A 14780-nucleotide genomic window follows, 5' to 3' on the forward strand; every position below is an offset into this window, starting at 1 on the left:
TGCCGCGCGTAGACTCGAATGCGGCAGTTCGCCAAGGTTCCACGTCGTAAGGAAGCGATTCAATGTCCCCGCTCTATAGCATCCCCTTGACGTTCAACGACGGCTCCCAGGCCGACTTCGGGCGTTTCGAGGGCAAAGCCGTGCTGGTAGTCAACGTGGCGTCGAACTGTGGTTTCACGCGCCAGTACTCGGGACTTGAGGAGCTCTACGGCAAATACCGCGACCGTGGATTCGAGATTCTGGGTGTGCCGTGCAACCAGTTCGCCGGCCAGGAGCGGGGTTCCGACGCCGAGATCGCGGACTTCTGCCAGCGCAATTTCGGAGTCTCGTTCCCGCTCGCGAGCAAGGCCAAGGTCCGCGGCAAGGAGCAGCACCCCCTGTACGCCGAACTCACCCGGACGGCCGACGGCTCCAAAGCGCAGAAGGTGAAGTGGAACTTCGAAAAGTTCCTCGTGAGCCGCGAAGGCGAGGTGCTCGCCCGCTTCCCGTCCGCCGTCGAGCCCGATTCCGAAAAGCTCATCGAGGCACTCGAAGAGGCCCTCGCCTAAGCAGGCTGGAACGAGCCGCGGTTGACTCCTTCGGTGAGGTCCTGACGGTTGTCAACAACGATTTCCCCGTCAACAACCGTCAGGATCACCGGCGTCTGAGCGAATTCGTCCGGCGCGGCGGTCAAGGGATTGTGCTGGACCACCGTCAGATCGGCGCGGGCTCCCAGTTCAACGATTCCGCCTTCTTCACCGACAGACCGCCAATATTGGCTCGTGTAACCCTCGAGCGCGGCACGCGCGGACAGCGCCTGCTGGGGCTGGACGGGCTCGACGTCGGGCCGGCCGGCCGGGCGGCGCGTCTGGGCTGAGGCGATGATCGCCCGCGGGTCGAAAGGGGCGATAGGCCAGTCCGATCCGAGGGCGACGATGGCTCCGGCGTCGCGCAGATCGCGGGTCCGCCACGCGTGGTTGGCCCGTTCGCTGCCAAGCCTGCGTGACCAGTTGTCGGTGTGGTCGGCGCGGCTGTAGAGGGCGCAATGCGTCGGCTGCAGGCTCGTTGCGGCACCTGCGCTGATGATTTCCGCCAAGACCGAATCCGGGATGGACTCGATGTGCTCGATCCGGTGGACCGTGCCGTTCTTGGGAAGAGCCCCGATGGTCCGCGCGACGAAGGACACCGCTTTGTCGCCGATGGCGTGCGTGGTGGTGGGGATCCGGTGTTCGTGGAAGAACTTCATGGCTGCGGCGAGGGCCTCAGGATCGCGCCAGAGCGGGTGGAGTGATTCTCCGTGGGTGTCGGGTTCAAAGAGCCACGCAGTGCCATTGTCGATGGTTCCATCCATCATGAGCTTGATGCCGCGAACGTGCCAGCGACTGCCGTGCCGGCCCTGCATCGCCAGCATGGCCTTCAGGTCCTCCTCCGTGGCGCCGGGCATGACCCACGGGGAGATGCGCAGCCGGATGGCGAGCTCGCCCCTGCGTTCGAGGGCCTCCAGCACGTCCACGGTGTCCGGGGCACCGAAGTCCAGCATCTGGCCTGCTACCAGCCCGGCTTCGGCCATGGAGCGCAGGAGTTCCCCGAGTTCGTCGACCCGCCGATCGAAGGAGGGTTGGGGGAGGACGCCGCTCACGAGGTCCTGGGCGGCCATTTCGTAGAGCATGCCGTTGGGCTTGCCGTGCTGGTCGACCCCGACGTAGCCGGTGCTGGGCAGTTCTTCCGTTCCGGTGACGCCGGCGAGCTTGAGGGCGGCGTCGGAGACGAGCGAGGCATGGCCGTCGAACAGGGTGATGAACACGAGTTCGTCGTCGAGGATGCCGTCGAAGAGGGAGTTGTCGAAGACCGCATCTCCGAAGATGACTGGGTCGAGGCCCCAAGCGAACAACCAATCGGAGCCGACTGCGTGCGGCGTGGAAGCGGCGTACCGCGCAAGGGCCGCGCGGACGCCGTCGAGCTCGGTGATCCCGCCCAGGTCAAGGCCGCGGGCGATTTCCGCCCCGTGGATAGGGTGGATATGGGCGTCGATCAGGCCGGGGCAGACAGTTGCGTCGCCGACGTCGATCACCTGTTTGGCTCGTCCAGTCCATTCATCGGCAGCCTCGGCGCGGCCGACGTGCGCGATGCGGCCATGTGAGATGGCGACGAATCCGGCGGTCTCTGTGAGCGCCTCACCGTGGAGGATGCTGGACGAGAAGATGACGAGATCGATGGGCTCGGGCGTGGTCACGATGTAACTCCTTGTTGTGTTCGGGTTTCCGACGCCGGCCCGGTGGGGATCAGTCGTCGTCGATGGCTGCCTTCAATCCTGCCGAGAGGACATCGGCCAGGAATGCGAAGCGGTCTACAGGGTGCTCTGCCACGGCTTTCTTTGCCGCGAACAGATGGGGATAAGTGCCTTCCTCCTCTTGGTTGATGCTCCACGCGGATTCCATCGTCATTGCGTCGAGGCTCGCTCCGATCGCTGCGCTGTCGAGGGTTTCCAGCGCGGGAATGATGAGGTGCCGTGGCGCCCCCGCGATCTCGAACGCTTCGACAAACTGGTCGTATCGCTCCAGGGCTGCCGGGTGTGACACCGGCTGCGTGAGCAGTAGGGGAAGGAGCGCAGGCACCAGGCTGTAGGCCTTGCGGAGGGAGTCGAAGATCTCGCGGATGACGTCGTCGAGGCTGCCGGACGGCAACTCGGGCATCGGAGCTCTGTCGACGAGCGCGCCACGGGCCAGTTCGATGATCTCTTGGCGACCCGTGACGTGCTTGTAGAAAGATGACTGCCTGACGCCCAGGCGTTCCGCGAGCCGCGGGATCGAGAGGCTCTCTTCCTCCTCGAACATCTCAAGCGCCGCGCGGCCGATCGCCTTCCGCGAGAGCCTCGGTGTCCGGGGCCGTCCTAGCTGGCTGGTTTTGCTGGGAGTCTGCATTCCTCAAGACTAGGCTCCGGGATCACTCGGCGTGGCCGATCCGTTGGTAGGCGGCCGGGTTGACCTTGCGCAGCACGAGGGCCAGCACGGTTCCGGCCGCAAACAAGAGCGGTGCAAATACGAGCAGTGTGGTGTTGACGGGGTCCCCGGCCGGGAGGCCGGTGAGCAATTGGGCGTTGGTGGCCATCAGGTAGGTCACTGCGCACATGATGATCGTGGCTGCTACGGCGGAAGGCATGACGTACCAGCGAAGGCCGTGGTCCTTGAGGCGGGTGAAGAAGACCACGACGCCGACGCCCGTGAGGGCCTGCAGGAGGAGGACGCCGATCACTCCCGGGGTGTTCGTCCAGATCAGGAACTGGGTGAACGGGTCCAGCTGGAGCAGGGCCGCGCCGATCACGAGGGCGAGCGCGAGGAGGGTCTGGTCGAAGCCTGCCACGGAGGGGGTGCGGTATCGCGGACTGATGCGGCCGGAGCGTTTCGGGAAGATGCCCTCGCGGCTGAGGGACAGGGTGTAGCGGTTGATGGTGTTGTGGAAGGAGAGTTGGGCGGCGAAGATGCTGGTGACGATCAGGACGCTCATAAGGTTCACGCACCAGCCGCCCGCGAAGTTGCCCGCAGCGATGTAAGCGGTGTCCCCGGCGTCGAGGTGGCCGGCGGCGAACGCTTGGACGGCGTCAGTTCCGAAGGCCTGGACGATGATCCAGACGGCGAAGGCGTAGAACGCGCCGATGAAGGCGACGGAGATGTAGGTGGCACGGGGGACGCTGCGGTCCGGGTCCCGGGCTTCTTCCCGGTACAGGGCTCCGGATTCAAATCCCATGAAGGCGGAGAAGCCCAGGCCAAGGACCGCGGCGAACTGCGGGGAGAAGATGGCCTGCGGGCTGAATGATTCAAAGCTGATGCCGTGTGCGCCGCCTTGGGCCAGGACGAACGCGGCGACGATGGCAACGATCGCGGTTTCGAGGGTGAGCAGGACGGCGAGGACCCTGGCGCCGACGTCGATCCCGCGCCAGCCCAGGTACCAGACGGCCCCGATTGAGACGATCGCGTAGAGCCACCACGGAAGTTCCACGCCGGTGAAGGATTTGACGGCGAGGTTGGCCTGGATACCGAGCAGTCCGTAGAGGCCGATTTGCAGGCCGTTGTAGCTCATCCAAGCGGTGAGGCCGGAGCCGAGGCCGACCACGCGACCAAGGGTTTTCGAGATGTAGCCGTAGAAGCCGCTGTAGGAGCGGACGTGGCGGGTGAGTGCCATGAAACCGATCGCGAACAGGCCCAGGCCGATAGCCGCGGCGATGTAGATGGAGGGAGCGCCGACGCCGCCCACCGCGAGAGCGAGCGGGGCGATGCCGACGACGATGGTCAGCGGAGCGGCCGCTGACACCAACATGAACACAATGTCGCGAGTGCCGATTGCGTTCTTCTTCAATCCGCCGTCAACGCTGACGGGCGCGGGCGGCACGAGTGCCGCCTCTTCTTTAGTGAAAGCCATTCGCTTATTGTGAGGGGCGGCACACGTTCGAGTCAAGAGGGCCTATCTTGGGGCTTGCTTCCGAACCCACGCCACCGCCGACGCCCGCTCACCTTTGCCGCTTTTTCCCCGAGCGCTCGCTCACGTTTATTGCCCTTTCGCTGAACGCTCGCTCACCTCTAATGAGCGGGCGTTGGGACTTACAGCTAGCGGGTGCTGGAGCCTCGAACGATGAAGCGTCCGTCGGTCCCTGCGTGGCCTCCGGTTTTCGAGTTCCCGCCCAACTGTTCCACCAGTGCGGCGATAGCGGCCCTCGCGAGAACCTCCGGTTCGAGATCGATGGCGCTGATGGGCGGGACACTGTTGCGGGTCTGCTCTGAGTCCGAGCCGGCCACGATCAGGATGTCCGCGGGGGAAACGATGCCGGCCTCTCCCAGCCGGGCCACCATTCCGGCGGCATGGCGCCCCGTGAGGCAGTAGACGGCGTCCGGCCGATCTGTCATCGAGAGAATCTCCTCGCCGATAGCCCTTCCGCCAAGGGTGCCGCTCGTTTCCCGCTGGGTTACGACGATGGGCTCCTGGCCTCGCGCCGAGCACCATTCGCGGTAGCTGGCTTCCGTGGTGATGTTCCAGGAGTTACGGTCCGTTCCAACGGCGATCGCCACCCGCTGCGCCCCGTTCTCAGCGAGATGATCGAGCACTTGCTGGGTGATCTTGACGGTGTCTGTCTCGATCCAGGCATCGTAGCCGGGGCGGCCGAGGTCCTTGCCGACCGTGAGCAGGGGGATTCCTTCGGCCTGAAGCAGGTCGATGACGGGATCGTTTTCCACGGGTTCGGTGATGATGAAGCCGTCTGCGGCCAAAGCGATGCTGGGCGCATCCGGCAAGGTGGGGTCGCTGAGCAGCATGAGTCCGTAGCCGTGTTCCAGGGCACTGAGCGAGGCGGCCCCGGCAAAGCGCAGAAAGTAGTCCACCCCCTCCGGGAGGAATGACTCGAGGGTGTCCAGCGGGCGAAGCACAAGCGCAAGGATTCCCAGCCGGTTGCTTCGAAGGCCGCTGGCGACGGCGTTGGGCCGATAGCGCAGTCTTCGCGCCGTCTCGATCACCCTCGCACGGGTGGCTTCAGCGACGATTCCCTTTCCGCTGAGCGCGTGGGAAACGGTGGTCACAGAGACCCCCGTTTCGCGGGCTACGTCGCGGATGGTGGAGCGTGCGTTTCGCTGCGTCATAGCTGCAAGGGTATGCCTCCTGGGTGCCCTACCGAAATCGTTTTGTTAATTTTCGCCGAAGTGTTGCCCAAAACGTTTTGGGTGATTAGCGTCACTACAGCAATCAGCAGCCGATTGGGGCGGCCCCTACCAAAAGAAGTACGGGAGATCCATTGAATAAGAAACTCATCAGCGCAGGAGCCGCTGGCCTATTGCTCCTCCTTACCGGGTGCAATGGTGGTGCCGCCGCTAAAGCTCCCGATGCACTCAACTCGAAGGACCTGCTCGTCACCACCCCCGCGGCCACGACAAACCTGGACAAAATCGTCTGGAACAACAACTTCGGCGAGCCGCCGTCGATCGACCCGATCAAGAGCGCCGACTACCCCGCAAGCGCCGTGGTCTCCAACCTGTGCGAGAGCCTCTTCCAGATCCAGCCGGACTTTTCCATCAAACCGAACCTAGCAAAGAGCGCCAAAAGCGTCGACAACATCACCTACGTCTACGAGTTGCAGAGCGGCGTAACGTTCTGGGATGGCAAGCCGATGACGGCGGACGACGTCGTCTTCAGCCTCAAACGCCACCTTGATCCCAAGGAGATCAGCTACTGGGCGTCCGATGTCACGGCCAATATCGCCTCGGTCGACAAGACCGGTCCCAACGAAGTGACGGTCAAGCTCAAGTCCCCTGATGCCACCTTCAACAACCAGCTCGCGACGCCGATCGGCGCCGTGGTGGAACAGGCCCAGCGGGAGAAGGCCGGCGTCGATTACGGCAACCCCGGCGCCGGCGTCATGTGCACGGGGCCATACTCTGTAGGCGAGTGGAAGCAGGGAGCCTCGATCACCCTGAACCGGTACGACGGATACTGGAACACCGCCAAGAAGGCCAAGACCAAGCAGATCGAAATCCAGTTCATTACCGACCCCAGCTCGATCGCCAACGCCCTCGCCACCGGTGCCATCGACGGAAGCTACGATGTTCCCCTGAGCGCCATCAGCCAGCTGTCAAAGTCCACCAACGGCCAGCTCTTCTACGGCAAGTCCTTGCAAAACATGGCCATCATCAGCACCGGCACGGGCACGCTGGGCGACCCGGCAGTTCGCAAGGCCCTCACCCTCGCCACGGATCGTGAAGCGATCGCCAAGACGGTATTTGAAGGAACGTCGACGGCGGCCCAGTCGCTGGTGCCAAACGGCGGCTGGAACTACGGCGGCTCGATCTTCGAAGATGCACGCAAGAACCTTCCTTCGACGACGCCGAACCTCGATGAAGCCAAGAAGGTCTTGAAGGACGCCAAGGTGGATCTGAGTAAACCCATCAAGATCGTCTACCCGATTGACCGGACGTTCTACGCCGACATCATCTCCGAGTTCGCCAACGCGGGCGCCAAACTCGGACTGACGATCGAACCCAGCGGTGTGCCGGGTGCGCAGTTCGGCGCGTTCTTCTCCGATCCGAAGGCCCGTGCGGGAGCTGACGCCTTCGTCACCACGAACTACATGAACGTAGCCGATCCCCTTATCCACCTCGGTGCCATCGCCGGCCCGAACGGAATGCAGAACTACTCCGGATTCTCCGATCCCCAGATCACCGATCTGCTGGCAAAGGCCAAAGCCACGTCCGACGACGATGCCCGTGCGAGGCTCACGGTACAGGCCGAAGCCCTGATCATGGACAAGGAACCGTGGCTCCCGGTAGTCGACAGCTCCACCCGGCTCTTCATGAGCAAGCGCATCACAGGTGTTCCTGCCTCCTTCGTTTACCTCTACTACCCCTGGGCCGCTGACCTGGGCGGCACGGGCAAATAGGCGGCAGTCTTGAGATTCTTAGTCCGTAGGCTCTTGGCGCTCGGTGGAGTGCTGATCGCTTCAAGCATGATCGTGTTTGGCGGCCTGTACCTGGCTCCGGGCAGTCCTGAACAGTTCCTCGTCCAGGGCCGCACTGTCAGCCCAGAGGTACTGGCGGCAATCCGGAGCCAATACTCCCTGGACGACCCCCTTCCTGTCCGCTATTGGAATTGGTTGTCCGGACTCTTCACAGGAGACATGGGCCGCTCATTGCTCACCCAGCAAGATGTGGGAACCCTCATCGCCAGCCGGATTCCCACGACTCTTTCGCTTGCGGCCTTCGCGGCGGTCCTGATCATCGTCGCCGGAATCGGGCTAGGCATCCTTGCCGGTACCCGCGGGGGAGTGGCCGAGCGGATCGTGATCTTCGCATCGAACTTGGGCATAGCCGTCCCGACCTTCTTCGCAGCCCTCGTCCTCATGTGGGTCTTCAGCGTGGGGCTCGGCTGGTTCCCGGTCTTCGGCGCCGGAGACGGCGTCGTCGACCGGGTATGGCACCTCACGCTGCCGGCCTCGGCCTTGTCGCTGCCTTCCATCGCCGTCGTCGCTAGGATCACGCGGACGGCGATCGTCGAAGAGAGCGAATCGGAGCACGTGCTCATCGCGGTCGCGCGAGGCTTGCCGAAGCGGATCACCGTCTGGCGCCATACCGTCCGCAACTCCCTGCTGCCGGTAACGACAGCGGTCGGCATGCAGATTGCGGGGCTGATCGCAGGTGCCTTCGTGGTCGAATACGCCTTCACCTTGGACGGGATTGGTGCCTTGCTGGTGAATTCGGTCCAACGGAAGGACTTCGCCGTCGTCCAGGCGATCGCCCTCATCATGGTGGTGGCCTTCGGCATCGTAAACCTCGTGGTCGACCTCCTCTACGCAGTCATCGACCCCCGCGTCAGCTTGAAGAAAGGACAGTGAACTGATGGCAAGCGAAACCGCAGTCCTGGCGAGCGCAACCGGCACGCCAGCCCAAGGACGCCGCGCCTCGGGCCGGCGCCGGCTGGGCTGGATCGGCATGGTTTGCGCCGGGATCGTCGCCGTCGTGGTGTTGGCGGCCCTGGTTGGCCAGTTCTTTGTGCCCTACGACCCCACGGTCGGCTCCGTCACCCAGAGGCACCTTGGCTCCAGCGCCGAGCACCTTCTTGGCACGGACCAGGCCGGGCGCGACATTTTCTCCCGCTTGATCGCAGGCGCCCGGACGAGCCTCGTCGGCCCGCTGATCGTGGTCGTCGCCACGGCGGTTGCCGGATCGATGCTGGCCTTCACGGCGGTGTGGTTCGGCGGGAAAGCGGACGCCTTCCTCGGCCGGGTCCTGGATGTGCTCTTCGCCTTTCCCAGCCTGTTGCTGGCGATCCTTGGGGTTGCCATCTTCGGGCCAGGACTGGCGACCGCGTCCATTGCCCTCGCTGTCGCGTACATCCCCTACAGCGCCCGCGTCATCCGCAGTGTGGCCCTTCGCGAGCGGAGCCTGCCGTACGTGAAGGCCGCCGAACTGCAGGGAATCGACGGCTTCACCATCACCCTCCGCCACATCTTGCCGAACGTGTGGACGCAGATCCTCACGGGATCCACGATCAACTTCGGCTACGCCATCGTGGACTTGGCAGCGCTGTCCTTCCTGGGCCTCGGCATCCAACCACCAGCGGCCGACTGGGGCCTGATGATCTCCAACGGCCAAGAATCGCTTCAGCAAGGTTTCCCCGAGCAGAGCCTCTACGCCGGCGTGTGCATTGTGGCCACGGTTGCGGCCATGGCTTACATCGGCGAACGGCTGGGCGGCCGCGCAGCAGCAGGAAGAAGCAAGCAATGATTGACATCAGCAACCTGGAGCTCGGGATCATCAACCCCGAGTCCGGGGCCAAAACGCCCGTACTTAAGGGAATATCGCTCACCATCGAGCGCGGTGAGGCCATCGGCCTGGTTGGCGAATCCGGCAGCGGAAAGTCGATGACCCTGCGATGCATCCTTGGGATCGAGCCGCGTAATTCCGTGGTCACCGGAGACATTGTCTTCGACGGCGAGAACCTCAGGACCCTGCCCGAAGAGCGGATGCGCAGGCTTCGCGCCAGTAAGATCGCCCTGATTTCCCAGAATCCACATGCCGCGCTCAACCCGGTACTGCCGATCGAGACCTACCTGCTCGAAAGCATGGCGGATTCCCGGGGCCGCAACGCCAAAGCTGCGCGAATCCGCGCCGGCGAGATGCTTGAGCAAGTAGGAATCCGCAGCGTCGACCGCGTGCTGAAGGCGTTTCCGCACCAATTGTCAGGAGGCATGCTCCAACGCGTCTCTATCGCCGCCGCCATCTCCGGCAGGCCGGGGCTGCTGCTGGCGGACGAACCGACGACGGCGCTGGACGTCACCACACAGGCTGAGGTTGCGGCAATCCTCGACGAGAAACGGCGGGACCTGGGGATGTCCATGATCTTCGTGACGCACGATCTCGACCTGGCGGCCGCGGTCACGGACCGCCTGGCGGTCATGCGGTACGGGGAAATCGTGGAAATCGGCACTCCGGAGCAGATCCGCGACAGCCCCCGGCACCCATACACCCAGATGCTGATGAGCATCCGGCCGACGCTCAATGGCGCCGCACCGCGCGCGGACGACGGCGGCAGCACCGGCGTCGGGACCCCGGCTGCGAAACTCTCTGCCGAGACACAGATTGGGAGCACACTGTGATGGCGAACATCATCGAAATATCAGGCCTTAACAAGACCTTCCGGACCAGCCGCAAGCATGCGCCGATCCGCGCCCTGGACAACGTGTCCGTACTGGTGCGGGAAGGCAGCTGCATGGCGGTGGTGGGCGAATCCGGTTCGGGCAAGACCACCCTGGCGCGGGTTCTTGTCGGACTCGAGACGAAGGATTCGGGCGAGGTTGCCATTGCCGGCACTCCTGTCGCTGCGTCGATCAAGAGGAAGGAACAGCGCGCCCGTGCCCGCGCCGTGCAAATGGTTTTCCAGGATCCCAACGGCTCCCTGAACCGGCGCTTGCCGGTGGGCAGCGCGGTTGACGAGGTCCTCCGTGCGCATTTCCCGCTTTCTGCCTCCCAGCGCAAGGAACGGGTTTCGGAGCTCTTCGAGAGCGTGGGCTTGACTGACTCCCACGCTCAATCACTGCCTTCGGCCTTGTCCGGTGGCCAGAAACAGCGCGTGGCGATCGCACGGGCCTTCGCTGCGGAGCCCAAAATCGTCGTGCTTGACGAGGCGGTCTCCGCCCTCGATGTCTCGGTGCAGGCGCAGGTGCTGGAACTCCTGCATGAACTGCGGCGCGACAGGGGCCTGACGTACCTCTTCATCACCCACGACCTGTCAGTGGTCCGCAACATTGCAGACGACGTGATTGTCATGCGTCAAGGACAGGTCCTCGAACGAGGAACGGTCAACGACGTGCTGGACCGTCCGCAGTCCCCTTACACCCGGCTCCTTTTGGAGTGCGCGCCGAAGCCCGGCTGGAAGCCGCGGCGCGGAGTTATAGAACACCTCAATTCAGAGATCGCGAGTTAGTTATCCATGAACCAGAAAATCGATACCCGACGTGCCGTCATCGCCATCGATGCCCTGAGCCCCTTTGAGCGGGGAGTCCAGCGCAGCGAAGCGCTGGGAGAAAGCCTCCACGGTGGAATCGACCTCTATCTGAAGCTCTTCCACACGGTCGGCGTCAAGCAGGAAACGGTGCGCGCCGATGCGGAACGGATTATGGATGAGGTGGCGGACTGGTCGCCCGGACTGCTCGATGAAATGAGGGGTGTTGCCGCAGGTGCCGGCGTAGACCTTTGGCAGATCGGTGCCCTCAACGCCCGGACCGAGATCCTCTCGCAGGCGCTCGGTACCAGGCCAGGCGAATGCTCCACGATCGGCAGGGTGGCCGACCATGTTTTCGGTGTGCAGACCTGGGACTGGCACGAAGAGCTCGACCCGCACTGGCATCTTCAAAGCGTGGCCGGGACCCAGCGGAATTTCGTAGGACTGACCGAGCACGGCATGCTGAGCAAGATCGGAATGAACGACGCCGGAGTGTCAGTCTTCTTGAACATTCTGGGTCACGTCTGTGATCGGCCGAGCGGCGTGCCAATACACCTGCTCACGGCACAAATACTGGCCAACGCGTCCTCGGTTGAGGATGGCGTGGAGATTGTGCGCTCCGCGCGCGTCACTACCTCGAGCGCCCTGACCATCATGGATGAAACCAGGGCCGTCACTGTGGAAATCAGCCCGGCTACGGCGGTCGTTGTTTTGCCGGAGAACGGAACCCTCGCACACACCAATCATTTCCTGGATGAAGCCCTGGGCAAAGGCGAAAAGCCAGGCCTGTACGACCCCGACTCGCAGGACCGGCTGGCGTTGGTGCATTCGCGCCTCAGCAGGTACCCGGAATCGACCGGCGTCGACGACATCCTGCCCTTCCTCTACTCCGACCCCGAGCAGCCCGGGATCTGCTGCGTTCCCAAGCCGGATGCGACGTTCGGCAACCGCTGGGCCACCCTGGCCACGGTCACCATGGAAAACCGGAAGCGCGAAATGCGCGTCGCCAACGGCACACCGATCGACGCCCGCGCCCAGGAGTGGTGCGTCATGACGCCGCCGGCCGGCTGAGCGCCCTTCGGCGGGTTGCGGCACTCCGGTGCGGCAGCCCGCCATCGGGGGCAACGCGAGTAATTTTCCAACATTCCGACCGTAAGTTACCCTGCGTTAGCCTTTTGTCTGGTTGGATTGGGTTTATTGGGGCAGACACTGGAGGCGCCGTCTCCTACCGACCCGAAGGTAGTAATGGAGCTCATCGAGGCCGAGTACCCGCGGCCAGGACACGTACTTCTGCACCTTAGCGACTCCCATCTGTTGGGAGGGTCGGAACCCCTTTACGGCACAGTTGATAGTGAAGCCCACCTCAGGCAACTCTTTTCGGAAGTGCATGCGTCGAAGGTCCGCCCCGACGCCGTAATCTTCACCGGGGACCTCGCCGATCAGGGTGAGCCCGGTGCCTACGCCAAACTCCGGTCGATCGTCGAACCTGCCTGTCGTGAGATGGGAGCGCGGGTGATCTGGGCGATGGGAAACCACGACGATCGGGCGAATTTCCGTGCGGGCCTCTTCGACCAGAGCGACAATAACGCGCCGGTGGATCACAGCTACTTCGTCAACGGGCTGCGGATCATCACACTGGATACCTCCGTGCCCGGCTTCCATCACGGTGAGCTAAGCCAGAGCCAGCTCGACTGGTTGGGATCGGAGCTCGCGACGCCGGCTCCGGACGGCACGATCCTTGCCCTCCACCACCCTCCGGTCCCGAGCGTCCTCGATCTCTCGATCCTCGTGGAGCTGCGCGGCCAAGCCGCGCTGGCCGACGTCGTGCGTAATTCGGATGTCCGCTCCATCCTGGGCGGTCACCTGCATTACTCCACCACGGCCATGTTCGCCGGCGTCCCGGTATCGGTGGCTTCCGCGAGCTGCTACACCCAGGACCTCAACGTTCCGCAGGGTGGTACCCGCGGCCGCGACGGTGCCCAGGCATTCAACTTGGTCCACGTTTACGAGCAGACGATCGTGCATTCGGTGGTGCCGTTGGGCAAATCGCCGACTGTCGGTGAGTACGTCAGCCCGGAAGCCACGAGGCGCCGGCTCGCCGAAGCCGGAATCCGGATTCCCCAGCGTCCTACCCATGAAAGCGGTTCGAGAGCTGACGCGAAGCGCCCGGAGATGATCCGCCGCTAGGAGCCTACTTCTCCCACGGCGCCTTGACCGGGAAGTACTTCTCCATGAAGTCCGTCACGAGGCCTGCCCTTTCGTCGGCGGCCACCTCGGGGAAGCTGCCATCGTTGAGGCAGAAGAAGTCCACATTGCGTTTGGCGAGCAAGGTGGGCAGGTAGTGCAGCCCGGACCACAGGGTTGTGTCCACGTACCTGACCTTGGCTGCCGTCTGCGTCACTGCCCGGCCCGTGAGCAACGAGTAGTAGTGGTAGAACGAGTTGGTCACGGAGATGTTGTCCGCCGCGCGGAACCTGCTGGCCGCCGTCTTGGTGAATTCGGCCGGAAACTCGCGCTCCATCTCTGCGATCACGCTGCGCCGAAGGGGCGCGGCGGTGTGCTCCAAGTGGCGCGTGGTGATGCGCCCGAACCGCTCCCAGAGGAGCTTCCTGTTGACGCGGGCAGCGTTCTCGAAGCCGCTGCGTTCGGCGTCGTTCTCTCCCAGCCCGATCCGGGTGGAGGCTTCGATGAACTTGGTGATTCCGCCGGGAGTGAAGAACATGTCCGGTGCAACGGGCCTGCCGAAGAACATGTCGTCGTTGGAATACAGGAAGTGCTCGGAGAGGCCCTCAATGTGGTGCAGCTGGGATTCCACGGCTTGGGAATTGTGGGTTGGCAGGACTGTCGGGTCCTTGAAGAACTCCTCGCTGCGCATGATCCTGACGCTCGGGTGCTCGGCCAGCCACTCCGGCGCTGGAGAGTCCGTGGCGATGTAGATCCGGCGAATCCAAGGCGCATACATGTACACGGAGCGCAGGGCATATTTGAGCTCGTTGATCTGCCGAAAACGCGCTTCGTGGGCGTCGCCTTCGCCCACGACGGCGTCTTTCATCTGCTCGCGGCGGGCCGCGATGTATGCGGGATCGTTGCCGTCCACCCATGAAAAGACGATGTCGACGTCGAAGTCGATGTCGCTCGCGTGGTCCGCGAACATGTTCTCGATGGTCGGCCAGCTCAGCCCGTGGCGTTCCACCGTCCCCCGGACGGCATCCTGGCGCAGCATGGTTCGCCGGGTCAGGGAGTTCTCCACCGGCAACACGAGCTGATCGCCGTCGAACTCCCACAATTCCAGTTGCACGCCCAAGGAAGGACCGTAAGTCAGCCCGCCACCGGGTTCCACGCGTGGACGGAAGAGACGGAAGATCCTGGCCTTCCGGTTGCTCGAGAGCTCGCCGTCGGCTACGAGCAAGGTGGATTTCTTCCGCGCGTCAACGGTCATGGAGTAGAACGGCTCGTTCCGGAAAGCCGAGACCAAAGCCTGGCGAAGTTTCTTCCGGAGCTTCCAGTCGACGGCGATCACGGGCCGGTGGTCGTTGCCGCGGACCAGAATGAAGTCCAGCCCCGCCGCGTCCAGCGCGGCGCGGATCACGAGGAGGTCTTCGACCATCACCTGCTGCGGCGTGCGGTTCTGGTTCAGCAAGCTGTAGCGGCCGCGGTGGCGGACGACGTCGGCGCGGTGCTTGAGGCGCGCGTCGACCGCGGGCGATGTCGGTTCAGGAACGACCGCATCGTCGTCGGACGGGGGGCTACCGAAGTAGATTGCTTGCTGGTCCATGTCTGTGATGGCTTTTCTCCGAAAGGTTGTGGTTCGCGCGGGCTTGGTGGAC

Annotated in this window: 13 protein-coding genes; 8 read left to right on the forward strand and 5 right to left on the reverse strand. The window is 63.8% G+C overall.

Annotated features, from left to right (window positions below):
* The first annotated feature begins 62 nt into the window (after positions 1-62).
* Entirely contained in the window at positions 63-548 is a 486-nt protein-coding gene (locus tag LFT47_RS02315; RefSeq protein ID WP_236814789.1) for a glutathione peroxidase, read from the forward strand.
* Here the strand turns inward: LFT47_RS02315 and LFT47_RS02320 are convergent.
* The 4 genes from LFT47_RS02320 to LFT47_RS02335 all read right to left on the reverse strand — a co-directional run bounded on the left by LFT47_RS02320 (position 545) and on the right by LFT47_RS02335 (position 5603).
* Positions 545-2212, reverse strand: a complete 1668-nt coding sequence (locus LFT47_RS02320; RefSeq protein WP_236814791.1) for an amidohydrolase — start codon at positions 2210-2212, stop codon at positions 545-547. The two genes, LFT47_RS02315 and LFT47_RS02320, sit on opposite strands and share 4 nt — an antisense overlap.
* A 49-nt stretch (positions 2213-2261) precedes the next feature.
* The gene (locus LFT47_RS02325) at positions 2262-2900 is read right to left on the reverse strand and encodes a TetR/AcrR family transcriptional regulator (protein ID WP_236814793.1); all 639 of its coding nucleotides are present in this window, start codon (positions 2898-2900) and stop codon (positions 2262-2264) included.
* Between the two features lie 22 nt (positions 2901-2922).
* The gene (locus LFT47_RS02330; protein WP_236814795.1) at positions 2923-4395 is read right to left on the reverse strand and encodes an APC family permease; all 1473 of its coding nucleotides are present in this window, start codon (positions 4393-4395) and stop codon (positions 2923-2925) included.
* Between the two features lie 185 nt (positions 4396-4580).
* Positions 4581-5603 carry a LacI family DNA-binding transcriptional regulator gene (locus LFT47_RS02335; protein ID WP_236814796.1) on the reverse strand — a complete coding sequence of 341 codons (1023 nt, stop codon included), beginning with the start codon at positions 5601-5603 and terminating at the stop codon, positions 4581-4583.
* Between the two features lie 152 nt (positions 5604-5755).
* Here LFT47_RS02335 and LFT47_RS02340 point away from each other — a divergent pair, with 152 nt between their 5' ends.
* From LFT47_RS02340 to LFT47_RS02370, 7 genes are all read left to right on the forward strand, one after another.
* Entirely contained in the window at positions 5756-7393 is a 1638-nt protein-coding gene (locus LFT47_RS02340; RefSeq protein WP_236814798.1) for an ABC transporter substrate-binding protein, read from the forward strand.
* A 9-nt stretch (positions 7394-7402) separates the two neighbouring features.
* On the forward strand, positions 7403-8344 hold the full coding sequence (locus tag LFT47_RS02345; RefSeq protein ID WP_236814800.1) for an ABC transporter permease: 942 nt from the start codon (positions 7403-7405) through the stop codon (positions 8342-8344).
* A gap of 4 nt (positions 8345-8348) precedes the next feature.
* Positions 8349-9236: an ABC transporter permease gene (locus LFT47_RS02350; RefSeq protein ID WP_236814802.1), complete on the forward strand. Its 888-nt coding sequence runs from the start codon at positions 8349-8351 to the stop codon at positions 9234-9236.
* Positions 9233-10108, forward strand: a complete 876-nt coding sequence (locus LFT47_RS02355) for an ABC transporter ATP-binding protein (RefSeq protein ID WP_236814804.1) — start codon at positions 9233-9235, stop codon at positions 10106-10108. Before LFT47_RS02350 ends, LFT47_RS02355 begins: the two co-directional genes overlap by 4 nt.
* The gene (locus LFT47_RS02360) at positions 10108-10935 is read left to right on the forward strand and encodes an ABC transporter ATP-binding protein (RefSeq protein WP_236814806.1); all 828 of its coding nucleotides are present in this window, start codon (positions 10108-10110) and stop codon (positions 10933-10935) included. Before LFT47_RS02355 ends, LFT47_RS02360 begins: the two co-directional genes overlap by 1 nt.
* A 6-nt stretch (positions 10936-10941) precedes the next feature.
* Positions 10942-12024, forward strand: a complete 1083-nt coding sequence (locus LFT47_RS02365; RefSeq protein WP_236814808.1) for a C45 family autoproteolytic acyltransferase/hydolase — start codon at positions 10942-10944, stop codon at positions 12022-12024.
* 174 nt (positions 12025-12198) lie between these two features.
* The gene (locus LFT47_RS02370) at positions 12199-13140 is read left to right on the forward strand and encodes a phosphodiesterase (protein WP_236814810.1); all 942 of its coding nucleotides are present in this window, start codon (positions 12199-12201) and stop codon (positions 13138-13140) included.
* Between the two features lie 4 nt (positions 13141-13144).
* Here the strand turns inward: LFT47_RS02370 and LFT47_RS02375 are convergent, their stop codons facing one another.
* A complete protein-coding gene (locus tag LFT47_RS02375; protein ID WP_236814812.1) occupies positions 13145-14728 on the reverse strand; it encodes a stealth family protein in 1584 nt (527 codons plus the stop codon).
* Between the last annotated feature and the right edge of the window lie 52 nt (positions 14729-14780).

The organism is Arthrobacter sp. FW306-2-2C-D06B (assembly GCF_021789175.1).
Lineage (GTDB): Bacteria > Actinomycetota > Actinomycetes > Actinomycetales > Micrococcaceae > Arthrobacter.

What these genes read in the sequence shown, in the direction of transcription:
- LFT47_RS02370 (WP_236814810.1), top strand. Translation starts at nt 12,199, where the DNA reads ATGGAGCTCATCGAGGCCGAGTACCCGCGGCCAGGACACGTACTTCTG.
- LFT47_RS02350 (WP_236814802.1), top strand. Translation starts at nt 8,349, where the DNA reads ATGGCAAGCGAAACCGCAGTCCTGGCGAGCGCAACCGGCACGCCAGCC.
- LFT47_RS02335 (WP_236814796.1), bottom strand. Translation starts at nt 5,603, where the DNA reads ATGACGCAGCGAAACGCACGCTCCACCATCCGCGACGTAGCCCGCGAA.
- LFT47_RS02375 (WP_236814812.1), bottom strand. Translation starts at nt 14,728, where the DNA reads ATGGACCAGCAAGCAATCTACTTCGGTAGCCCCCCGTCCGACGACGAT.
- LFT47_RS02360 (WP_236814806.1), top strand. Translation starts at nt 10,108, where the DNA reads ATGGCGAACATCATCGAAATATCAGGCCTTAACAAGACCTTCCGGACC.
- LFT47_RS02330 (WP_236814795.1), bottom strand. Translation starts at nt 4,395, where the DNA reads ATGGCTTTCACTAAAGAAGAGGCGGCACTCGTGCCGCCCGCGCCCGTC.
- LFT47_RS02315 (WP_236814789.1), top strand. Translation starts at nt 63, where the DNA reads ATGTCCCCGCTCTATAGCATCCCCTTGACGTTCAACGACGGCTCCCAG.
- LFT47_RS02355 (WP_236814804.1), top strand. Translation starts at nt 9,233, where the DNA reads ATGATTGACATCAGCAACCTGGAGCTCGGGATCATCAACCCCGAGTCC.
- LFT47_RS02365 (WP_236814808.1), top strand. Translation starts at nt 10,942, where the DNA reads ATGAACCAGAAAATCGATACCCGACGTGCCGTCATCGCCATCGATGCC.
- LFT47_RS02325 (WP_236814793.1), bottom strand. Translation starts at nt 2,900, where the DNA reads ATGCAGACTCCCAGCAAAACCAGCCAGCTAGGACGGCCCCGGACACCG.